A 22854-nucleotide genomic window follows, 5' to 3' on the forward strand; every position below is an offset into this window, starting at 1 on the left:
ACACATCATTAGCTTCCCGGTGATATGTAATCTTACCTACAATCCGCTTCAACAGCCTATTCGCTCTTGCACACTCTCTATATAACGCCATCTTTCCTTAAACACTTTTATCTGCTGCTTTATTTTGTCTAGTGAAGGCATATCTTTTTGTTCCTGAATAACCAGCTTCAAATTATCAACTTCCTTCCTTAAAGCTTGAATCTGCTCATCCCGTACCTTTTTACGTTCAATAAAGGAACTCTTATCAATATTATCTTCTTCCCGCATTTCATATAGCCTATCAATAGCTTGCTTATGCTTCTCTAGTTCTTTTTCTTTAATCGCTAATAATTGCTTGTATTTCGTTAACGCTCTATTTTGCTCATGCATTTGCCATTGAATATTATCATCAACGTGTACCACCCTTTGATATAATCCTGTAAAGAAGTCTTCATTCAAAACACTGCTTTTTTGATCACAGCTTTTATCTGCTTGTCGTCCAGAACAATACGCACACCAACATTTCTTGCCATTTTTATATACGACTGTCTTAATTATCATCCGAGAACCGCACTGTTCGCAATATAGCATACCTGATAAAGGCAATACTTCTCGATTCTTTGTATTTTGCTCTTTAGATAACGCTAACCTTGCCATAATCTTTTTATGTTCTTCTTCTGTCTTTAATGGCTCGTGCTTTCCTTTACTCTTTATCCATTGCTCTTGCGGTACTACCTGCCTAAGCCCCCTTTTCCTTTTATACTTACCAAAAATCACATAACCGAGATGCACTTCACTACTTAAAATCCGTTTCACAACAACTATTGACCATTTTTTCTGTTTTCCCATAGTATTTCTTCGCTGCCTGGGTAAATGCTCCGTTAACCAGTCGGCAATTTCCGTCAAACCAGCACCATTAATAAAGCGTTCAACCATTTCCCTATAGTAATACCGTTTGGTTTCATCTACCAAAAATGGTTTTGCTCAGTCGATCATAGTAATAGGGAAATGATGGCTGACCGCTTGTCCACATCCCTTTTCTAGCTCCGTTGATCTTCCCATCCCGTAGTCGCTTTTTGATTAGTTTATATTCTTCTTTGGAAACAAAGGATTTAATGCCAATTGTCATTTCGTCACTGTCATCTTCTAGATCGTACATTCTCTGGGGAGTAATGATTAATGTCCCTGTAGATTTAAAAGCCTCCTCAATCATCCCCAGGTCAGCATAGCTGCCACGACTTAGCCGGTCAAAGTCTACTACAACCACGCCATCGTAACAGCCATCCTCTACATGACTAAGTAAAATTTGCATTTGCGGCCTTTTAATAATCGATTCACCAGAAGCGATCTCTTCTAAGATTACATAGCTCCATCCCTTACTTTCCACAAAAGAAGTCAACATATCTCGATGCTTGGCCAATACGTCTTCATATTCTCCATCATCGCGAGACTTACGTAAATAAATTGCCACATGTTTTATCGTCTTAACTATCAATATATTCATCCTTTCAAATACATGTTAAGTTCTACCTCCTGAATCCGTATGATACTTCAAAAATTCAGGAGGTTTTTATTAAATGCCTAAAATTACTTTTACTTTCAAAGAAATTAATCAACCCTCGCCTACCGCTTTGATGGATTTTAATCAACATGTTCATCAACTCCTTAGCAATCCAATGTATTACCAAGCGAAAAAAGGGCATAATCTCGCGGAAGTAACACATAGTACCCAAAAGCAAGCCACAAGTTAACTAAAATAGAAAATAAAAAAACCGGAGCGTAATGCTCCGATTTTTTATGCTTATTGTAGATTGGTAGCAATATATTCCCGTTCCTTCTTCTTTAAATACCGGACTGACTTTTCATAAGTATAGAAGTACGTTCTCTTCAATAGAATCAACTTCTCTATTAATTCTTCCGCAATGGCCTTCCGGAATCATTTGACTGTTGCTAACACCGTATCGTCCTTGTTCGATGATGTCCTCAACTTTAAGTTCAGACCTTGATTCCTTTACTAACTCAACTTCCTTCTCTTTATTAGAAAAAGTATGATCAACCATCTCTTGAGATACTGCAAGTTCCTGATCCTCTTGGACTTCCTCATTAGGTTCTAAAATAGGTTCTAGTCCCTGCTGCTCCTCTAGCTCAAAATCATCCATCACTGGTTTACTGACCTCCTTAATATTTGTTTGTTTTGTGTGATGATTTGCTAACATCGGTCGGCTATTAGCAGGTCTACACCTGGGACATAGACCAGAGCCATCATCTTCCCGATAGGAATAGAGCTTTTTACAAAGTCCACACCGTGGGGTTAGCGGTTTGATGTTTCGCTTCATGCAATCACCTTCTTTATGTTAACTACTTATATATTTATCGTATCCTCCTGCTCTCACCGCGTAAACGGTTTTATGCATCTTGAAGAAAAAAAATAAACCTCTGTCAATAGTTTGACAAGGGTTAGCTTGTGGGTAGTTCTCAATATTCTTCTGGCAACAACATCATACGGTATTCGTCACAGTCTATTACCCATACCGTTATTTTAGTTGTTGTTTCAAGCAGCGGCGAATAATAGTTATCAACTGCTGGCGGGCATTCTTGCCGATGTATTACATATTGTATATCAATACCTTCTTTTTGTATTACAGACAGTTCAAATACCTGTAAATAATCAACTTCAATGCCTTTCTCTTTTCGCATATCAATCAATGACCACAGTAATAATTGTGCATCAAGTCCCAATCGATTAGCAACACCTCTTGTAGCATATCGCGTTCCTACAAACATTAGTGATCCCTCCGATATTTTTGGAAATTAACCTCTGTCATAGGCTTAAAAAAGGCAGCTGCATCTGTTTGTAACGCATTGGCAATCGCAAACAAGAAATCCAATTTCTTTACTGACCATATAGCGCTCATCGTTGTTCGAGTTGCCACAAGCTCCCCTTCTATTTTTTGTATGTAAATCAAACTACACTTAACTCTTCTGGCTAATTGCTCTTGCGATAAGCCTCTCTTCTGTCGATAAAATGCAATCTGTTTGCCAAGCTCAAGATACGCTTCTTCGTAATCAGTCTTCAACTATTTCACTCCAATGCAACATCGACCTGGTGCTGCTGGATGCCGATAAGCGATTGAAGTAGACCCCAAAAAGCCGGAGCCTATTTTACCAAAGCCCTGGCCCTGAAACATCAACACAAGAACAAGGAGGCTGTGGAGGTGCTGCGGCACTTTCATACGATTACCCCACCCGAACCTAACAATACCTTCGATCGCTATAAGGCACGAGAGTGGATTCGAAGTCTTGGCGACACCATATAAAAACTAATCTCCTAGGCAATAAATGGGTAGAATTTTTCCAACTATTTTATTTACTGTAGCTTTGTTTTTTGTTTTTGGGTTTTATTGGACCTGGCGGTGACACAAAATCGTAGCCCCATCCACATCCCCTAATAACAAAAAAGCCATGAAAAAATCAACGCCCGTGACTAGTCGTCCGGCGTTTCCTTATCTTCTTTATTTGGTTTCATTGCTGGCTGCGCAATTAAATTAGAATAGGCTTCCGAGGTATTCTTGTCTGTTGCCGCAACCGTGGTTAAAGCTGCTATAGCTAAGCCGAATATCATAGCCGCTATAAAATTGGAAATTACCGTTTTTACTGGCATAGGTATAGTTCCTTCTAATTTATAGAGAGTAGCTATACCGTAACAGGCAAACCAGGTCATGGTCGAAAAAAGCCATCCCTTAAAGTATATGTTTCTACTTTTTACCCAGGTTATAAAATAAGCGAAAAAAACACCGAGCGCTCCACAATAGATTAGCTGAGCTACCTGGGCTACTATAAACTCGGTTGTATCAAACGGTGGCCTATGCCCGTATAAAACTAATCCAGCCCAATCCACCATCCTTAGAGTGGTTAGGGCCATTGATCCTGCTAGCCAAGAGTATATATTCATAGCTAATCCAGATATGATCCCTGCGGTAAATCCACGAGTAAATCTATCTTCCAAGAATATACACCTCCACTTGATTAAGTATCGGAAATTTGGCAATGAAGTATTCACCAACCTTACATTGTATTGATACCAAGCTCTTCGGGCACGAAAATATATAGAATCTGCTGATCAACCAGTTCAGTTATACAACGCTCCTACCGTGATCCGTCGAAGCTAAATGAAAAGTATCATAGAAACAATCGTAGTAATAATACGTACTTTCATCGTCATGATCAAATCCCCATCTCCAACTATAGTATGCCGTAAAACCCTAACGCTATCCTTTCGCTATCGGCATACTTATCATACCTAGGTGTTACTTCGATTGCGAATTACTTCGAAATTGTACCGACTTTATTGTTTCAATGATAAACTTTAGGCTTTCCGCAAGCAAAATATAATGGAAAGCATAGTAATACTTCCAGATTATCATTTCATATACTCCCGACCACACGGCTATAGGCTCTCCATTAAACGCAAAACCTGTGGCCATAATGGTGGAGGCTTTAATGAAGCCGGCCCACCAGCGAAAAGATTGATATATGAGCATGAAAACAATCGGCAATAGAGTGGTTTTATAAACTGGCATATTCTTGGAGAAATTAAGCATCTAAAAAGGTAACCAAAGGACAACCGGCGGATGTATCCTCACTATATTCGGGTATACAGTATTCTTCATGAATTTAGCTTGACAAGAGAAGCAAAAAAATATCGCTAAATTACTAAAAATCTTCTATATCGCATTCGCAAAGAACAAAGAGCTTTCTCAAGGAAAACTAGCTGATAACGGGAATTAGCAAAATGTATCTGAGTAAGATAGAAACACAATATTCAACGACAGTATATTCTTTCGATGTTCATTCATTAAACAGTTCTATAACATGCCACGAAACATTAAACAAACACGCCAATACAATGTTCGATTTAAGTATTGAGTCACCTATAACCCCATCAATCAACAAAAACAAAAATAGGATAGTCAAGACGATATATGGATTTGATGTTTTGAGATATCATGGATTTAACTGCTGTAGGATGATACAGTTCTCCGCATCGGATATAACGACGAACGATTTTTACTGTCCCAGTATATTACATAAATTTGTATTTTTGTCAATCAAGGATTATAATTATATTGATTGCACTAAGGATAATCTGTATAAGGAAGAAATCTTCCGAAGAATTATTTGGAAACGATGATTATGCAAACCAGCGACTTTTTCAGACGTAATCGCGAACTCTAATTTAGTTGAACGTATTTTATTTAAATTTGGAGGAAAGCATATGAGTACTACTGCATTATATGACAAATATTTGAAACAATCTTTGTTTAGCACATTTTTTAGTAACATCTATCAACCCCAGGATAAGCATACTGATTGGACGATTGATGATGATGAATGGGATACATATGTTGATTTTCATAGGGATGAGCATAGGGATTAGAGGATAAGTAAATGGCTCACTTTTTTGAACACTTGAATGTTTTGGTAATGCCTACAAATGCTTGTAATATGAATTGTGTTTATTGTTTTCATAAACAACATTATGAAAATAGTGATTTCATGAATTTAGAAACAATAAAACAGTTATTTTCTATAACGTTACCTTTTTATAAAAAAGTAACGTTTTTGTGGCATGGTGGTGAACCTATGCTTATGGGGCAAGATTTTTACAAAAGCGTATTGTCGTTGCAGAAAGGCAGTAATTGTAAAATTATAAACTCTATGCAAACAAACCTTACGCTTATGAATCCAGAATTTGCGGCGTTTATGTGTGATAATGGAATTAGTGTAAGTGGTTCTTATGACGGCATACGTAACGCAGACTTGAGAGGCAATGATGAAGCGATATTACGTGGACGTAAAATGATTCTTGATCGCGGTGGAAGGTGCGGTACTATAATGGTGGTTTCGCAGCGCAATATCGATAATCTGATAGAGAGTTATAATTTTTTCAAAGAGAATCAAATGAATTATTCACTTAACTTTTATGTTCCCTCTATAGACTCTAGAAATCCGAGTTTAGAATTACATGAAGATGAAGCAATTTGGCGAATGAAAGAGTTTTATGATTATTGGAGATACGACAGAGAATGCAACATTGAAGTCAGCTTTTTTAGACAGCTAATTGATTTTATACTGTTCCGAAAGAAAACACTTTGTTCCTTTACTTCCTGCTTAGGAAGATGGGTAGGCGTGCGACATGATGGTGAGATTGTTCCATGCAATAGGTACTTTCCCCCAAAATATAGTTTCGGAAATGTGTTTGATTATTCAAATATTAGGGGCGCCTTCGAATCAGAGGGATTTGTGAATATTTTAAGCGAAGCAATAATACGCAGAGATAAATGCAAGTCTTGTGAAATTTATGATTTCTGCAATGGTGGTTGCAATCATGTTTCATATAATGAAACTGGTATTGAAAATAATGAAGGCGTAAGTTGTAAAATCCTCAAATCTGTCTATTTGTACATTAAAGATTCTATAGATAATCTAACGCCTTTTCAGGTAAAACCTGGTATTTACAATCCGAGGTTTGAAGAACTAATAAGGAATAGTTTGCAAAAATTAACTTAAATGGGGATGAGCGTTCGCATTATAAGCATAATACTGCATTAACTAAACTTTTTCTTCCATCTTAAATACTCGGTTATTAGTAAACTAAATTAATCTTAAATATCAAAAAACAGCTATTTGCATATATTGGCAAATAGCTGTTTCCTATTTTTGTGAAAGTCTGGTTTTGATTGGTAGAGGCGAAGCTTATCGAACCCTTGTCACATCGCATCATCACACCATTTTTCGCCGTTACCAATGACATGTTCTCCCCCGACAATCCAAAGAATTGTTACTTTTATGAACATGGCACCAATGTTATGTTCTAAAGCATCAGTCAATAGTACTCAAGCATCTAAAGAGGTATTTAGAGAACAACCGGCGGATCGGTAGTTACACAAAGACCTTTTTCCACCGCTTCCAGCATGTTCGGTTTCACTAACACTCTATCACCAGGCTGTATAAACTGTGACATACCGCCTAAGTGGGCGAGTAAGTCGGTTATGGCTTGTCCAACTATATGGGGATCGTAGGAATCAGCTTTGATGGCTGCTACTTTTGTCATGATATAGCAAGAATCCTTCCTAGTTTTAATTAGCATTACTTAATCAATATGCTCTCGGAAACGATCTTTAAGTTCAGCAATTTAAACTATTTCCATCGTTCACTTAATGATACTTTCATGTTGATAATATTTCATTAGTACATCCCAAATACATAAGTTGTATTGCACGCAGTGTCTTGTCTGGAATTACCCGCTCTTTGTTTTCCCATGAATTATTATAAAAATGCATCCATTTTATAGTAACAGGCTTCTTAGTGCCCACTATTGATTGAATGAGGGAATCCGGTAGTTTATACGTATATATATACATAACACTATTACGTCCGCCGCTGTCAGACTGCGAAGGCGATAAAACCCAGTCTTTTCCGTCAACCTGAATCGTTATTGGACCTTTCTCTTTATGAGTACCAGCCCGGGTATCCTCAGTAGTGAACTGTAATGTAGCTGCTCTTTTTGCATTTCCATAAATAGACAGACAGAAGTCAGCTGTTACATAATGTGTAATGCCACTAAATAGAGCAGGTCCTCTCCTATCGCGTACATAGAAACGCTTCACTCCATTAGCATCGTCCATTTTGATTTGTTCGTCATCCAATGCCTTTTTGACTTCCTTTAAATCCACTGCCGTTTCTGTTGCTTCTTTCATTTTAGTCTCAGTCGAAAACGGCCCTGCCCCTTTAAGGTTATTCGTTAATGATTGTAGAGTAAATGCTTCCGGATTTTTGTGATACTCAGCAAAGAGGCGGCTTGCAATAGAACCTATTGGAGTATTAGGAGTAGTTGCATTCCATTTGTCTGTAGTATTTTGGAATGAACTGAGTATTGCCCCATTTGCTGAGCTAATCGTACGTTCTTTTAAAATGAACATTAATCCCTTCTCTTTTACTAAATAATGAGCTACATTGTATGTTCCAGCTCCATCTTTTTGAAGACTCTTCATCCATACTTCTAGCTGTTTATCGGTATCTTCACCCGAAAAGTTTACCGTCTCTGCATCAACTTGATACACAGATGTTGAATTTTCCTCCATTACCAGCCAATTAGAAGCAAAGCCAGAAGTCGTGACAGATACAAGTATTACGCTAACGATACAAAACAATTTCGACAATCTGTTCATATCTCTCTACCTCCATTAAATCTCATTTATATACCTTCAATTTAGACAAAAACATAATAGCTACATTTCTTATAAAATATAAAATTCCTGCCATATTTATACAAAACATAGCAGGAGTTTTTATTGAATTTCAATTATACTGAATCCCCAAAGACCGTATTCTTTGAAGGATGTATCTAAACACCTATACACTACCGCCCAACGCTCTGATCCGGTCTTTGGCCTTTTCGATATCACGAGAGTCGCTACAGTTATCGATTACACCTCGATAAGTGGAAATAGCATCCTCATATTGATGTTTTTGGGTATAAGCGTAGCCAAGGTGGAAATAAGAATTGGCCCGCTTAGGATAAAGTTCAATAGCCCTGGCAGCATCAGATATAGCCAGATCGTATTGTTCCTTCTGGTTATAACAAACAGCCCGATTATTGTAAGCCCAATAGTATCCCGAGTCAAATTTCATTGTCTGGGTGTAATTGTCAATGGCCGAATCCCAATTTTTACGCACCTGATTAATCCAACCTCGCTCAAAATAAGCAGCCGCATAATCTGGCTTTATCTCGATAGCTTTATTGCAATCAGCAAGCGCCTCGTCGAATAGATTTTTCTTCCTGTAGGCTTGCCCCCGATGCAAGTACGAGAAATAGTCATTAGGATTAGCATCAATGGCCGCTGTGCATTCAGCGATGATTTTATCCTGAGGACTGGCTGTTGTCTCAGCCGCCCACACCGGCGACACGGAATAAAGTAGGAAGCAGGCCATCATCACTAAAATCACAGTTATCAGTCGCTTGTTCAAAATAACACCTCCAAAAATAACATACGGGTAAAACAGTTAAAAGACTTGTTCAAGCAGCACCTCCAGGCATGAGAATGTCCTTAACCGTTAACTCCCATCGCCCGTATATACCCTTTAGCCTGCTCAATAAGCACCGCATCAGTTGAGTTGGCGATAAGATAGCGGAACGCGATAATGGAGTCATCGTATTGATGTTTCATATAATGTGCCAAGCCTTTAGCATAATATGACCGGGGTAATTTTGGCGATAGTTCGATGGCTTTATTGCTGTCTTGGAGTACTAAGTCCCAATTTTCCTTAGCGCAATAGGTCATGGCTCGGTTGGTATATGCCAGAGAAAAGGCTGCGTCGATTTTTATGGCATGTGTGTAATTGTCGATTGCTTCATCATATTTTTTACGGACCTGATAGACCGCGCCTCGTGCATTGTATGCCGCGGCGTAATTAGGATTAATTTCGATAGCTTTGCTGAAATCAACGATTGCTTCGTCGAATAATCGCTTCTGAGCATAAGCTTGCCCACGTGCATAATAAGATATAAAATCTTGAGAGTTTGCAGCGATAGTTGCTGTACAATCGGCGATGATTTTATCCTGAGGGCTTGCCTTCGAATCAGCCGCCTCACCTAGTGTCACAGGCATTATAATAAAAGAAAGTGCAATAAATAATATCGTTACCCTAACTAACTTTTCCACATTAACACCTCCTAAAATAAGGTAATCGTTCGACAATTATACCGAATATTCCTTTTATTACAAGACAGGCGATAATATATATCCATCATGAATATCTTACCGATACTTTTCGCTATTTGTTGAACATGTTCCAAATAATTGTCCACTAAATCAACTGTGGTGGCTGCTACTTTAGTCATAATGACAGCCCTCCTTTACTAAATCATACTGGATACTAGCAAGAAATACATACGTTCCATATTTACCACAGGAGAGAGAAACAAACACTGTTTCAAAGGCTCATGGCTATATGCTAATAGCCTAAAATATGCTCCCATACTACAAGCAAATACACTTACATTATTTGATAATGATTGTGCATAACGCATAATGCTATTAATGTCCCTCTTATGTTCTATCGGGACAGAACAACCTGGGCCCATGGCACACCATCCAGGTATGTGGAAAAGTATAACTTTTGGTCATACAGGAACAAAAAAACTTGTTGACATGGAAGAAAGAATGTTTTACACTAAACTTGCTTCCATGGAAGAAAGAAGAGAGGTTCATAATGAGTATTACAAAAGATATTATATTTTTTTTAAAAAAAATTCAAGAAAACACTGAGTTATTAGCTCCTAGTATTGTGGGAGAACTTACCCTTTCACAAATACATTGTCTTTCTGTTATAGGAGATATTGAGAATGCTAATGTGACTAAGATATCTAATGAGTTAGAGATGACAACTGGTGCTATAACAAAAATGTGTAAGAAATTATTTAATCAGGGTTTTATTGAGAAATATCAGGAACCTGGGAATAATCAAAAAAAATATTATAGGTTAACAGAATCAGGACAAAAGCTTTATAATTTCCATAAAAAAATACATGACGAAATACATGAAGATAAAAAATCTATTATAGCCAGATATACTGAAGATGAGAAGGCAATTATATTGAGATTTCTTAATGATGTAAATTCTATGATAACTAATAGATTTAAGGGTTTTAAGCAAGATGATGATAAGTATTAGTTAACTTAGGTTTGGTCAGAGCGTTTTTTAAGAATTTTAATATATTTTAGTGGAGGGTTTTATATGAAAATTGATCTGAGTTTTAAAGTGGATAAAGAAGTATTAGAGGAACTAGCTGGTTCGGTTTCGCAAGCCTATATGAATCTTGAAAAACAAGGGCATGTAGGAACACATTTTGACGTTAGGGACAAAGAATTTTCTATAGATAAAATTATAACAAAAGGTCGAGTATTTAATATAAGCCACATTAAAACTGGAGAAGTAAAAGTAAATGATCTAGACTTAAGTAATGTAGAGAAAGGCGATTTTGTAATGTTTTATTCAGGAATTTTAAAACAACTTCGATATGGATCAAAAGAATATCTTTCAACATATATCGAGTTATCCAATGAACTAATTGACTATCTTATAGACAAAGAGGTAAATTTTATAGGCGTAGATATGGCTGGAGCACAAAAACCAGCTACTCATCTATATATTGATCAGTACTGTGCTGACAGAGGAATATTCATTATTGAAAATTTGGATAATTTAGACCTGTTGTTAGAGAAAGCATTTAACAAGCCCTTTACAGTATATACTTTTCCGGTAAATATGAGTGGGTTTTCAGGACTTCCTTGCAGAGTAATTGCTGAAATTTAAGTATTGAATCTAGAAAAAATAAAGGGACAGGTACCTTGTTTCACATTTTCTAAAACAAGGTACCTGTCCTTTATTTATAGAACCTTGCTCAAACACAAATTCTTCCGGCATATAAAAATAGCCCTTGTCAATATTAATTGTGCCGTCTCGGTCTAGGAATGCAGCCTCCACTATATTCGCGAAATATAGCAGGAGTTTATTTAAATCATGTCAATTTGAAAAGTTAACCACACATTCTATCTTTTAAAGTTTCAATTATATTGAATCCCCAAATACACATTATTAGCTTCCCTATGATATGTAATCTTACCTACAATCCGCTTCAACAACCTATTCCACTCTTGCACACTCTCCAAATATCGCCATCATTCTTTAAATACCAACGTGTACCACCCTTGGTGTCTGTAATGTTTGCCATGAAACGAAAAGCTCCTACTAAATTAATACAAAATTTAGCAGGAGTTTGATATTTTTCCATTACAACCTCTGAACCTTTGGCAATCGCCTGTCAAAGGTCTGAATAATATGCACTAGGCATAATCCCCTCTGTCGTACACAACTATCATGCTGTTATAATATTCGAAGGTCTTTAAGAATTGCTTTGGAAATTTCTCTAGCCTTACCGCCCGTTGCTCCATCTGGTGCTTGAATATTAGTGGCAAAATAATAACGTCTTCCTTGTTTTTCTATACAGCCAACAAACCAACCCAGTTTCCATTTCCCATCTTCAAAACCAGACCCCGTTTTTCCCATAAATCGAATCCCATCAATTTCGGACAACGTAATATTTCGCTTTACTACTTCTATGTTATCTCGAGAAGCCTGTAATTTACCAGAGTACAACTTATATAATAAATCAACCTGCTCACGAGCTGAAATTTGAAGTGATGAACGTAACCAAAATGTGGTTAACCCACCTGAAATATCTCTATTCCCATATCCTATTTTATCGAGGTTTTCCTGCATTTTTTCTGCGCCAATATTGGCAGCAAGCCTCTGGAAATACCAAACTACTGAATCCTTAGTTGCCGATGCAAGTGTTTGATCATGATTCCACGCAGGAAAGGCATACTGTGTACCATCCCACTTATATAAAGTATATACGTCTTCGCTATCTAAAACTCCCGTTTCTAATCCGATAAGCGAATTGTAAATCTTAAATGTTGAACATGGTGATAATCGTTCTGTGCTTCGTGACTTATCAAACACAACATATTGATCCTTTGTTTCATCGTACAATATAAATGTGCCGGTAAAGCCAGAAGCATATTTTTCAAAATCCCCGCGTTCCATTATTTTTGATGCATTCACGCTAGTAATATTAATTAGCATAATACATAGTAACACTAACATTACTTTTTTCACTTATAATCCCTCCGCTTTCTATTGACTATATCGCTCATAGCCTACGTATATATATTACTTAAACTAGTTTCTAAAAAGAATAGCATTTCCCTTACAGATTCATTACAGATTAATAAAAAGCTTTCTCCAATACTCTAGGCAAAAGCTCTACTAAAATTCAATATACACCCATGCCTCTAATTGTTTTTATTATTTTGCTATACTTACCAATTTTTACGCAAGCGATAACTCATCATGTTAAACCTCTTCAAAACCTACAACCAAAAAGTTATTATGAATTAATTATCTTTCAGGCCGTACAACTCTCTTTATATCCTCATAACTTACAACTTTTTCACGTCGCTTATACAGAGTTTCTAAAAATAGCCACTCCTTAACTGATAAAAATTATGCAAAAGTTTTTTTACCACTTGCCAATGCTACTTTTTCGGTAGTAAGCCTCTCGGTTACTCTACGCCGAGCTAAGCAATTAACACGTTGAATTGCCTTTAGTACCATGTCTTCTGTTGCCGCAAATAGCATATTTTTCGTATCAAACGTCAGCAATATTGATTGGGCAACTGTTTGTAATTCTGCTTCCGTCAAATTGAGGATCTGATCCAGATTCGTAGGAACGGCGCACTGTTCGGCAATGCGCATCGCTTCACTTATTTCCTCATCGGAACAATTTTCCAAGGCCAGCAAAAATAAGTTGCCGTATCCAACGGCCAAGCCATGACCTGCGGCATGGGCAGCCGTCGACCGGATTTTTTCGCCACCCAAACTCGAAGCCAGTCCTGCATATAGAATAATCGCATCCACAGTCCAATCAAGGGCATCGGTGTGCTTCCGGTTTTCCACAGCTTGCCGTGCTTGTCTGCCAAAACGCTCCACCAGTTCATAGCCTTTCGCCAGAGCGCAGAATATCAGGCTTGTTTGCTGGGCGCATTGAATACTGACACGGCATTCATACCATTTGGCCAGCGTATCTCCCATACCGGCAGCCAGCCAGCGTAGTGGAGCATGCAGAATAATATCGGTATCAATAATCGTGCCTGCCGGGCAATTATTAAAAACAACTGTTTCAACAAACTCGCCATCATCCGCATAAACTACCGATACCGGTGTAATGGCAGCACAGGTGGCAGCAATTGTGGGGATGGTGATTAACGGTAGCTCACATATATCAGCAACAAGCTTACCTGTATCCAGTGCTTTTCCTCCACCAACGGCAATGAGAACATCTGCCTGGACTTGCCGAACCTTTTTTACCAGAACATTAATATTGTGGCGTGAGCTTTCCCCACCATAGCATTCAGTATCAGTAATACCGACTCCGGCTTGCGAAAGACTATCCCAAATAAGCTCCTGAGTTTTTGCTAATGCGGTCTGGCCGCCAAAAACCAGCGCATTCGTGCCCAATGTTTTACAGAATGCGCCTAGAGAATGCAAGGCACCTTTACCGCGAAAGACTGTCATTGGAAAGTCCAAGCGTTCAATCATTGGTGTCATATACAGTCCCTTTTTATCTTTATTCATCAACACATACCCCTATTTTTTTGCTACTAGCTGAATTTAATTAAATTAATGCCATAAAAAATAAAACCGTGATGGTTAGCCTTTTTAAAGCGTCTAGCTTTAAAATGCTCCTTCACGGATGCTGTGCAGACAAATATTAAGATTTAGTAGACTTTGAATGCAGTTTTTCAAAACCGCTATGCTACTTTTAAAGTAGCATTAGTATAATTTTACCAATTATTATTGGATTGTCAATACGTGGTCCCTATTCTTAGGTAATATTAACGCGATAGCTCTCCTGCGTTAGAGGGCAGTCTGTATGGAGACTGCAGCACAAATTCCACTCGCACAAGATTGAAATACCTCTGTAATTTCCCGCATCCTACTACATATCTTGGAGCATCGCTAAGCCGCTCAATATAAAAAACTTATACCTACCAAAGTGTATTAGCATAAATTCGCAGTTGAACCGGAAAAAATTCAACTAACATAACCTTTCCTACATAATATTTATGTCTTAATTAAAATACCATATTTTACAGATCATTCCTGCAACGAAAACTAACGGCACAGTTTTAAAAAAGTATTGATATAGTAAGGCTAAATTACCATGGATGATTGAGATGAGTTCATGGAAAACTAAAAAAAAGGAGGTGGGATATATGGAAAGAAAAATATCTAGAAGAAAAATGCTTCGTCGCAAATACAAAAATTATACTGCAGCCTTAGCGGGTGCCGCTCTCTTAACAGGAGCCGGGGCAGCAATTCCTGCTACCACTTTTGCTGCAGAAAATCCTGTCAATGTACAACAACAACGAGTAGCTGCTCATTATGACACCAGGGTTAATGACAAATCTCACTTTGATACTAGATTTGATAACAATAGTAAATATGACACTCGGTACAGTAGTAGAAACAATAATGCTAGATATGTAATCCGGTATAACAACGGAGCTAAGTTTGACACTCGGTATGATACTAGACATGATTATAGAAATGGTTGGCACAGACATGACCATAGTTGGCCGAGTTCAGACGAGAATCATGCAGTATACAAAGATGGTCATATTTATTATCGTTAAAATGAATTTTATTATGGATTTGGCAGAATCTAAGAAGTTCAAGAGATTATCCTCAAATTAGGTTTTAAGCAAGAAGTTAATAGTAGGCATAACAAGAGGACGGTGGAGTGATTTTTAAAAACACTACCACCGTCCGTTATTAAATTTAACTTCCCACTTTCATACATCATGCTTTATCCTACGTCATAGGTTTTCCCAATCTCCATACTCCATATAAACCGCTGCCTTATTGGCAACTTCTTTGCCAAACAATTTTGCCACTACGTAAAGTGATAATTCAATCCCCGCAGAAATACCAGCAGAAGTTAATATTTTTCCATTATCAACAAATTTCACCTTTTCTTCAATCATTACGGTTGGAACAATCATTTTCATATCAGCGATCACTTCGTGGTGAGTAGTAATTTTTAAATTATCCAGCAGCCCTAGTTTCCCAAGTAATCTTGTGCCGGAACAAACTGACATTGTAATTTGAGAATGATTATATTGCTCTTTCAGCCACTGTAAAACCGCATCTTTGGTCATTTCAATCTTGGTTCCATTGCCTCCAGGTACAATAAGGACATCTATATGTGGATGATTCTTAAAATCATAATCCGGCGTGACTCTTAGCCCATTTACTGATCGAATCCCCGCTCCATCTTCAGTAATGGTAAAAACGTTAAACAATGCACTATTCTGTATTTCTGTAGCAACTGAAAAAACTTCATACGGTCCAGCAAAATCCAGCAATTCTATATCATTAAACAAAAAGATTCCGACATTCAACATAAAAACCTCTCCAATCGCCAGGCTGTACATGCCTAAGCGGGCATCAGAATAGAACCACCTAATAAGGCCTAGTAGGAAAAGAATTACAATGTAACAGTTCTGGAAGATCCCTTTGTGTCATTAAAAGTTGCTACTCCATCTTCGATATAAAAGAGTTCAAAAATAGCATCGTCAATACTATACATCTTGCTAAAAGCAGGAACTGCATCTAAAGCAGCCTGCCTGGTTTTCCGAGTGGTATTAAATACAGCCTTACCTTGTAAGCGTAACCAGTCACCTGTTTTTGAAATTATGCTGACTTCAAAGTTAGGATTTGCTTTGAGCTGTTTGTATACACTCTTCTGATTGCTGGTGCTAAAATAGAGTTTGCCTTCAAACTCCATAACAAAACCAAAAGGCCGCACCTTAGGAATATTACCATCAACTGTAGCAAGATAAACTATTCTGTTCTCTAAGAGAAATGCAAGAATCTCATTCATTACTTAAAATCTCCTTTATCTTTATTTTTTAAGATAATCCTCAGAATGCAATCAGTCGATTTAAGTGGCTTACAGTTATGTACATCCTAGAAAATCCAACGTCATTGTTCCTCCCTTCTCTTTCCCAATTAAAAGTCCTCTATCTATAAGAACTATATTCCAAATAATTTATTGCATGCAGATATCATAGGGACGAGATTATTGACCTGCTCCTTATTTGTTGGACAGATAGTAAAATAACTGACGTAGAAAGTATCCACGTCAGTTTATTAGTCTTTACCGTGAGCGATAAGGACCTAACTGTTTTTGATTAAAACTGTAAATTGATTTCTCATTTTTCATCCACATATTCCCTTTTACAATTAACACATAAGTAGCTACAAAAAAATATGCAATTCCCAATATCCAATCATACGTAGTTGCTAAATTATGAACTGTAATATAGTAAATATACCAACCCCCTATTGGCATGTGCATTAAAACAACAGCACCCAGACCAGGATTATAAATACCTTTTATTTTTAAATTGGCAAATACACCATGCCATATCAATTGGAAAAATCCCATAAATATTGGTGCTAACCCCATCCATATTTGCTCTATAAAAAAGATGGGCAGCAAGTAAAAACCATAGGCAATTAACATATTAATAACCATCGCTGAATGGCTGTTTAAAGGATACTTATCAGGATTTGCGCTTTTGAATATAACGATATTAAAAACACCGGGGAAGTAGCCTGGCCAGCGATACTCCTCAAACTGATGAAAAAGAATTGCAACAAAACTCAGCCATAAAATCACTTGGAGTTCTCGCATGTATTGATGTTGATAAAACAAAACAAGACATACTCCCACCCCCACAACACCACCAATATCTTGCCAATAACGCCTTAAATAATTCATAACCTCACTCCTCTCTTATCAACATACCCTCATAATGAACGGCAAAGACGTGTAGTTTCTATATTAACTGCATATATAATTGTCAATGACAACTATATATGCAAAAAAAAAAAAAAAAAATTAAAGATAAATGTTAACTATCACGACTATGAGATTGGATATTATCGTACATTTGATGCAATAAAATCTTAAGGCGCTTTACTTCTTTTTCATCCATGTTTTCAACTAACCATTCATTAATTTTATCAGCAACGGGAATAATCTCTTTTTTTATTTCTGCCCCCTGTTTTGTTAGATAAATTAATGACGAACGCTTGTCAACCTTGCTTTCTTCCTTAAAAATAAAACCATTTTCTGCTAATTTGTCAATAAGTCTTGTTGTATATGGTTTATCTCTAAGTGATACTAAAGATAAATCAGTTGGTGAAATTCCCTCTTTTTCCGAAAGTTGAGCAAGTAAGACCCATTGCTCAAGAGTAATCCCATATTTCCTCAATTTTTTAAGAAATAAATTTTTCATTCTAGAATATGTTCTACTAATAATAAAACTAATGGCATCATTTAGAATATACATCGTTTTCCCCTTCAATTTAATTGTCATTGACAACTAAATATTATATTAAATTAGTTTAAAAGTCAATAATCTATTTCGACTTGTACATTCTCCGATAACCAAATTATACCATTTATAATTGCTGCGTTGACATTTAGAATTCTAACTGTTAGAATAAATTCATCAATTCATTTTGGATTATCATCCACATTAGAAAGGAACTGAAAAATGGCAGATAACAACTCTTGGGCAAATCAACCTTTTTCGTATCTACTCAGAGTGATAAGCATTAAAATGAAGAATAAAGCTGACAAGAGTCTTGCCGAATTCGGCTTAAATTCTCAACAAGGGCATACCCTCGGTTACATTAATTCCAATGAAGGAATTATACAGAAGGAGTTAGCCGATTTTTTTAAGAAACGAGACGCCAGTATAACTAGCATGCTTCAAGGCCTTGAAAAAAAAGGGTTTATTGAAAGAAGAATTCCTAAGGATAATGAAAGAGAAAAAAAAGTTTATCTTTTGCCAAAAGGGAAAGAATTAATTGAAGACTTCGATAAAAAATTTCAAGAAATTGAAAATGATATTACCAAATGTCTAACTGATGATGAGATTCAAACCTTGCTTCGCCTTTTAACAAAGATTAACAGTAACCTAGAGTAAAAATCACCTTACAATTTCCATCTAATTTTTTAGTCTTATTGTTAGAATTCTAACTATTAGTTGTCAATGTTTTAGAAGACTAAGCAATTCTCTTATCATTCAACAATTTTATATTTATACGGAGGGGATAAAGATGAAGAATAATAAATGGCTGGCTCTGACGGTCATTATATTAGGTACTTTTATGACTATGCTGGATACAAGTATTGTGAATATAGCAATCCCAAAACTCATGGATATATTCCATGTTGACCTAAGCAATGTAAAGTGGGTATTAAGTGCGTATTCCCTAGCACTAGCAGCAGTAATTCCCTTGACGGGATTTTTGATCGACACTTTTGGAACGAAAAGAGTATTCATTTTCGCTTTATCCATGTTTACATTGGGGTCGATGTTGTGCGGATTATCATGGAGTAATAATTCGTTGGTCATGTTTAGAATCATTCAGGCAATTGGTGGCGGTATGATTATGCCGGTTGCAGTCACTATTATCTTTACTGTCTTCCCCCATGAAGAACGGGGGGCAGCAATGGGATACTGGGGAATTGTAGGAATGTTTGGTCCGGCTCTGGGGCCAACTATCGGTGGATATATTATTGCAAACATGGATTGGGGAATGATGTTTCTTGTAAACGTTCCTCTTGGCATCTTAGGCATAGCAATAGCAAGCTATTCATTAGAAAATCCTCCGACCAAGCCATTCAAGCGTTTTGACATCGTCGGATTTATTTCTTCAGTGATCGGTATTGTGAGCTTACTCTATGTTCTTAGCGAAGGCGCCTCGATAGACTGGGATAATACAACAAACTTGATACTGCTTGCTGTTGGAATCATCAGTACAGTGGTTTTCATTGTAAATGAACTAACCGTCAAAGAGCCCTTGCTTGATTTACGCGTTTTTAAAATCTACAACTATACAGTGAGCCAGATCGTTCAGACTTTACACGGACTTGCCTTTATGGGAGGCGTGCTTATCCTTCCTTTATACTTGCAGGAAGTAAGAGGATTTAGTGCACTAGACACAGGGTTATTACTTTTTCCTTCCGCAATAGCCGCTGGCGTTACATCAGCTATAAGCGGCAGATTACTAGTCAAGGTTGGACTCAGAAAACTGACAGTACCGGGTCTTTTCATTGTCGCAGTTACCACTTATCAACTAAGTATTCTAGATATGAACACTTCTGTTCAAACCATTTTATTGCTATCCACATTCAGGGGACTTGGGATGGGATTTTGTATGCAGCCGGTTGGAACTGCCGGGATATACGCTGTTCCCAGTCATCTCGTAAGCAGAGCCTCAGCACTGCAAAATACCATAAAACAGATCAATCAGGCACTATGTATAACCATTTTAACAACACAAATCCAAAATCACCGCTTGCTGGAGCAAGCAAGTGGTATTTTGCAGCAGCAGGCTTATAATGCAGCCTTGAATTACGCGATGATGCTAACCCTAATTACAATACTCTTATCCATTATCGCGGTCGCGTTTATGAAAGATCAAAAAATAATAAAAGCTCAAAAAGCATAAAAAAGGAGTGAGGTATATGACAAGATATACAAATGATTTAAAGGGACTAAATAAAGAATCTTTATCAATTGCAGGCGGCAAGGGTGCAAACCTAGGGGTTTTAATCCAAGCAGGGCTTCCTGTTCCACCTGGATTCGTAATCACAGTAGCAGCTTATCGAAAGCACCTGGAAGCTGCAAATCTGAAAGAGCTGATAAAAGCTAAACTGGAAAACATCGCTGAGAATGATATTGCTGCTATAACTGAGGCTAGTCAATGCATTTCTACCTGGATTGAAAAGTCTCCTATGCCTAACGAGGTGCAAGAAGACGTAAAAAGGGCATACGCTAATTTTTCTAAAGAACTGCGCAACCAATCCGATTTAATGGTTGCAGTCCGTTCGAGCGCTACAGCTGAAGATTTACCCTCTGCATCTTTTGCGGGACAGCATGAAACCTACCTCGGTATTTACGGAATCGATGAGATCATTAGGCATATAAAAAAGTGTTGGGCCAGTCTCTGGTCGTCGCAGGCCATATCCTATCGCATTAGCATGGGATTTGAACATCTCAAGGTAGACTTGGCTGCTGTTGTCCAATTAATGATCGATGCTGAGGCTGCTGGAGTCATGTTCACGGCAAATCCGGTCAATGGCAGACGGGATGAAATGCTGATTAGCGCTGGATACGGCTTGGGAGAATCGATTGTAAGCGGACAAATAACGCCAGATACCTTCATCTTATCTAAATCTGGAAGCGTCAAAGAACAAATTTTAGGTTCCAAAGAAATAAGAATTTTGCTAAGCAAAAATGGCACGGTGCTAGAAGAAGTTCCATTGAAAAAGCGGAAAGAATTCTGCCTTGGCAACCGTGAGTTTCAGCAATTGACCGACCTTGCTAAAGCGGTCGAGCAGCATTACGGATGCCCGATGGACACAGAGTGGGCTCTTTCACAAGGCAAAATCTATATGCTGCAAGCCAGACCAATCACCACTGAGTTATCCGCCCCTGAAGATACGGATATTTTAGGCCCTGATGATCAAATCATTTTCCAGGGTAAAAAAGCTCCTTGGGGCTTGCAAAGCGCTATGGAACATTGTTCGGAACCTCCGACACCGTTGGATTTCGCTTACATTTGTTCCTGTTATCAAGGCTTTGATAGTTATTTGCACAACGAGGTCGGCTTTAGTCTGCCTAAGAGTCCGATGAGACCTATCGAAAGAGAGAGTGGCTGTGTTGCTATTGATCTTAAACAAGCGGAATTCTCCCCTGCTATGCTATGGAAAATACCAAAATTACTCATTAAAGAATATACCATGGACATCCGGCTTTTTTGGCAATCCTTATCTAGCGAAATAGATTTGTGGATTAAGAGAATGGATGAAGAGGGAGAGAATACAACGGATGCAGTCAAACTAGCAAAGTTGATGGAACAGGCAGTAGCGGAAATGGGAGTTCTTTTTCAAAAAAGGATATCTGACTTCGTACCGAATATCGTTATCGACTTAAAGTTTGATTATTTAATCAAAAAAGCGGTAGGTAAAAAACGGAAAGAAGAGGTGAAAGAAAATCTCCTTAAAGCATTGCCTTTCAGAACGGCTCTGCAGAATAAATCACTGGTCAAAGTTGCCCATGCAGCAGCTTTGTATGGAAAAGACAGCTCTGAATTTAAAAATGAGTTTGATGCATTTTTAGCAGAATACGGCGATAGGCCTTCGTCAAGTATGGCTCCTACCCTATCAGCCTATACATGGCGAGAAAAGCCGGAAGTCATTTATAACCTCATTGATTCATTAGTGAGTGACAACGAGCTGTTCCATTCCGAGGCAAGCTTTAAAAAGCAAGAAATTGCCCTTGAAGAGGCAAAGAATGAAATCAAGAAAGTGCTAAATAAAAAACAATATGACAACTTCCTTACAATACTTGATTTAGCCAGAGAAGGAGTGATCATTCGAGAAGAAGGTTTGTTTTATATAGAAAAGCTCACCTCTTGTGTGCGTAGATTAAGTTTAAAACTTGGAACTATGCTTGAAGAAAAAGGTATTCTATCCGAAGCGAATGATATATTCTTTCTTTTCTTGGAAGAATTAGGGCCTGTCGCAGCGGGACAATTAGATCTTAAAGGAAAGATTGCCAAAAGGGAAAGTGCTTATAAAAAGGTCTATGCTGCCCATGAAAAGGGTATTCACTGGATGATAGCTACCGGATCGTTTCCTGTCTTTAATAAAAAAGCAAAGCAAGCTAAAAATATTGTGAATCCAAATGAAATTAAGGGGATTTCTGCAAGCCGCGGAGTGTATGAAGGTCCAGTCTGCATAGTAAGAGGACCATCAGAATTCCATAAATTAAAAAAGGGAGATATTCTTGTGTCACCCTATACGGCTCCAGTTTGGACTCCACTTTTTAGGTTAGCATCCGCAGTAATCACTGAAATCGGAAGTGCAGGTTCCCATGCTGCAATTGTCTCGCGGGAATATGGCCTACCCTGCATAGTAGATATACCGGGTATCACAACTATATTAAAAGATGGACAAACGGTACGTGTAGATGGCACAAAAGGAATCATAACTGTCTAGCAATTCCATTTTTGTGCTTTGTGAAGTCAGATCAAAGGCAATTTGCGATTAGGAATGCTCCCACAAAGAGCACCTCCATACTTCGAAAGGTATGGAGG

At 37.7% G+C, this 22854-nt stretch carries 25 protein-coding genes; 9 read left to right on the forward strand and 16 right to left on the reverse strand.

Going from position 1 to position 22854, the window contains the following annotated elements; genetic code table 11:
- Positions 1-48 precede the first annotated feature (48 nt).
- A complete protein-coding gene (locus RTR76_RS08885) occupies positions 49-951 on the reverse strand; it encodes a recombinase family protein (protein ID WP_312519404.1) in 903 nt (300 codons plus the stop codon).
- Positions 941-1474: a recombinase family protein gene (locus RTR76_RS08890; RefSeq protein WP_312519407.1), complete on the reverse strand. Its 534-nt coding sequence runs from the start codon at positions 1472-1474 to the stop codon at positions 941-943. Before RTR76_RS08890 ends, RTR76_RS08885 begins: the two co-directional genes overlap by 11 nt.
- A gap of 82 nt (positions 1475-1556) precedes the next feature.
- Here RTR76_RS08890 and RTR76_RS08895 point away from each other — a divergent pair, with 82 nt between their 5' ends.
- Positions 1557-1730, forward strand: coding sequence for a hypothetical protein (locus RTR76_RS08895; RefSeq protein WP_312338051.1), 174 nt, complete (start codon positions 1557-1559; stop codon positions 1728-1730).
- Between the two features lie 111 nt (positions 1731-1841).
- Here RTR76_RS08895 and RTR76_RS08900 read toward each other — a convergent pair whose 3' ends face one another.
- From RTR76_RS08900 to RTR76_RS08915, 4 genes are all read right to left on the reverse strand, one after another.
- On the reverse strand, positions 1842-2141 hold the full coding sequence (locus RTR76_RS08900) for a hypothetical protein (RefSeq protein ID WP_312519410.1): 300 nt from the start codon (positions 2139-2141) through the stop codon (positions 1842-1844).
- 313 nt (positions 2142-2454) lie between these two features.
- The gene (locus tag RTR76_RS08905; protein ID WP_312519412.1) at positions 2455-2763 is read right to left on the reverse strand and encodes a DUF960 family protein; all 309 of its coding nucleotides are present in this window, start codon (positions 2761-2763) and stop codon (positions 2455-2457) included.
- Positions 2763-3056, reverse strand: coding sequence for a helix-turn-helix transcriptional regulator (locus RTR76_RS08910; RefSeq protein WP_312519414.1), 294 nt, complete (start codon positions 3054-3056; stop codon positions 2763-2765). Before RTR76_RS08910 ends, RTR76_RS08905 begins: the two co-directional genes overlap by 1 nt.
- Before the next feature lie 407 nt (positions 3057-3463).
- Positions 3464-3985 carry a hypothetical protein gene (locus tag RTR76_RS08915; RefSeq protein WP_312519415.1) on the reverse strand — a complete coding sequence of 174 codons (522 nt, stop codon included), beginning with the start codon at positions 3983-3985 and terminating at the stop codon, positions 3464-3466.
- 1269 nt (positions 3986-5254) lie between these two features.
- Here RTR76_RS08915 and RTR76_RS08920 point away from each other — a divergent pair.
- Together RTR76_RS08920 and RTR76_RS08925 are read left to right on the forward strand one after the other, a co-directional pair.
- On the forward strand, positions 5255-5416 hold the full coding sequence (locus tag RTR76_RS08920) for a hypothetical protein (RefSeq protein ID WP_312519416.1): 162 nt from the start codon (positions 5255-5257) through the stop codon (positions 5414-5416).
- An 11-nt stretch (positions 5417-5427) separates the two neighbouring features.
- Positions 5428-6549 (forward strand): radical SAM/SPASM domain-containing protein, encoded by a 1122-nt coding sequence (locus tag RTR76_RS08925; protein WP_312519417.1) that lies wholly within the window; start codon positions 5428-5430, stop codon positions 6547-6549.
- A 346-nt stretch (positions 6550-6895) separates the two neighbouring features.
- Here RTR76_RS08925 and RTR76_RS08930 read toward each other — a convergent pair whose 3' ends face one another.
- The 4 genes from RTR76_RS08930 to RTR76_RS08945 all read right to left on the reverse strand — a co-directional run bounded on the left by RTR76_RS08930 (position 6896) and on the right by RTR76_RS08945 (position 9704).
- The gene (locus RTR76_RS08930) at positions 6896-7093 is read right to left on the reverse strand and encodes a hypothetical protein (protein ID WP_312519419.1); all 198 of its coding nucleotides are present in this window, start codon (positions 7091-7093) and stop codon (positions 6896-6898) included.
- Positions 7094-7208: 115 nt separating this feature from the next.
- The gene (locus tag RTR76_RS08935; protein WP_312519422.1) at positions 7209-8210 is read right to left on the reverse strand and encodes a hypothetical protein; all 1002 of its coding nucleotides are present in this window, start codon (positions 8208-8210) and stop codon (positions 7209-7211) included.
- A gap of 184 nt (positions 8211-8394) precedes the next feature.
- Positions 8395-9009 carry a tetratricopeptide repeat protein gene (locus tag RTR76_RS08940; RefSeq protein WP_312519425.1) on the reverse strand — a complete coding sequence of 205 codons (615 nt, stop codon included), beginning with the start codon at positions 9007-9009 and terminating at the stop codon, positions 8395-8397.
- An 80-nt stretch (positions 9010-9089) separates the two neighbouring features.
- Positions 9090-9704: a tetratricopeptide repeat protein gene (locus tag RTR76_RS08945; protein WP_312519428.1), complete on the reverse strand. Its 615-nt coding sequence runs from the start codon at positions 9702-9704 to the stop codon at positions 9090-9092.
- A gap of 550 nt (positions 9705-10254) precedes the next feature.
- On the opposite strand from RTR76_RS08945, the gene RTR76_RS08950 reads away from it, so the two are divergent.
- Entirely contained in the window at positions 10255-10716 is a 462-nt protein-coding gene (locus RTR76_RS08950; RefSeq protein ID WP_312519431.1) for a MarR family transcriptional regulator, read from the forward strand.
- Between the two features lie 63 nt (positions 10717-10779).
- A complete protein-coding gene (locus RTR76_RS08955; protein ID WP_312519434.1) occupies positions 10780-11358 on the forward strand; it encodes a cyclase family protein in 579 nt (192 codons plus the stop codon).
- A 570-nt stretch (positions 11359-11928) separates the two neighbouring features.
- Here the strand turns inward: RTR76_RS08955 and RTR76_RS08960 are convergent.
- The gene (locus tag RTR76_RS08960; protein ID WP_312519437.1) at positions 11929-12723 is read right to left on the reverse strand and encodes a penicillin-binding transpeptidase domain-containing protein; all 795 of its coding nucleotides are present in this window, start codon (positions 12721-12723) and stop codon (positions 11929-11931) included.
- Positions 12724-13110: 387 nt separating this feature from the next.
- A complete protein-coding gene (locus RTR76_RS08965) occupies positions 13111-14241 on the reverse strand; it encodes an iron-containing alcohol dehydrogenase family protein (protein WP_312519440.1) in 1131 nt (376 codons plus the stop codon).
- Between the two features lie 641 nt (positions 14242-14882).
- Here RTR76_RS08965 and RTR76_RS08970 point away from each other — a divergent pair.
- A complete protein-coding gene (locus RTR76_RS08970) occupies positions 14883-15302 on the forward strand; it encodes a hypothetical protein (protein ID WP_312519442.1) in 420 nt (139 codons plus the stop codon).
- A gap of 183 nt (positions 15303-15485) precedes the next feature.
- Here the strand turns inward: RTR76_RS08970 and RTR76_RS08975 are convergent, their stop codons facing one another.
- The 4 genes from RTR76_RS08975 to RTR76_RS08990 all read right to left on the reverse strand — a co-directional run bounded on the left by RTR76_RS08975 (position 15486) and on the right by RTR76_RS08990 (position 18029).
- Positions 15486-16073 (reverse strand): DJ-1/PfpI family protein, encoded by a 588-nt coding sequence (locus RTR76_RS08975; RefSeq protein WP_312519444.1) that lies wholly within the window; start codon positions 16071-16073, stop codon positions 15486-15488.
- Positions 16074-16156: 83 nt separating this feature from the next.
- On the reverse strand, positions 16157-16552 hold the full coding sequence (locus RTR76_RS08980) for a pyridoxamine 5'-phosphate oxidase family protein (RefSeq protein ID WP_312519447.1): 396 nt from the start codon (positions 16550-16552) through the stop codon (positions 16157-16159).
- 276 nt (positions 16553-16828) lie between these two features.
- On the reverse strand, positions 16829-17455 hold the full coding sequence (locus tag RTR76_RS08985) for an HXXEE domain-containing protein (RefSeq protein ID WP_312519448.1): 627 nt from the start codon (positions 17453-17455) through the stop codon (positions 16829-16831).
- Positions 17456-17588: 133 nt separating this feature from the next.
- Positions 17589-18029, reverse strand: a complete 441-nt coding sequence (locus tag RTR76_RS08990) for a MarR family transcriptional regulator (RefSeq protein WP_312519449.1) — start codon at positions 18027-18029, stop codon at positions 17589-17591.
- Positions 18030-18236: 207 nt separating this feature from the next.
- Between RTR76_RS08990 and RTR76_RS08995 the strand changes: the two genes are divergently transcribed.
- The 3 genes from RTR76_RS08995 (at position 18237) to RTR76_RS09005 (ending at position 22756) form a co-directional block, all read left to right on the forward strand.
- Positions 18237-18671 (forward strand): MarR family transcriptional regulator, encoded by a 435-nt coding sequence (locus RTR76_RS08995; RefSeq protein WP_312519450.1) that lies wholly within the window; start codon positions 18237-18239, stop codon positions 18669-18671.
- Between the two features lie 133 nt (positions 18672-18804).
- A complete protein-coding gene (locus RTR76_RS09000; protein ID WP_312519451.1) occupies positions 18805-20202 on the forward strand; it encodes a DHA2 family efflux MFS transporter permease subunit in 1398 nt (465 codons plus the stop codon).
- A 16-nt stretch (positions 20203-20218) separates the two neighbouring features.
- Positions 20219-22756, forward strand: a complete 2538-nt coding sequence (locus RTR76_RS09005) for a PEP/pyruvate-binding domain-containing protein (protein ID WP_312519454.1) — start codon at positions 20219-20221, stop codon at positions 22754-22756.
- Positions 22757-22854: the final 98 nt, after the last annotated feature.

Source organism: Anaerospora sp., from assembly GCF_032013335.1.
In the GTDB taxonomy this organism is placed as follows: domain Bacteria; phylum Bacillota; class Negativicutes; order Sporomusales; family DSM-15969; genus Anaerospora.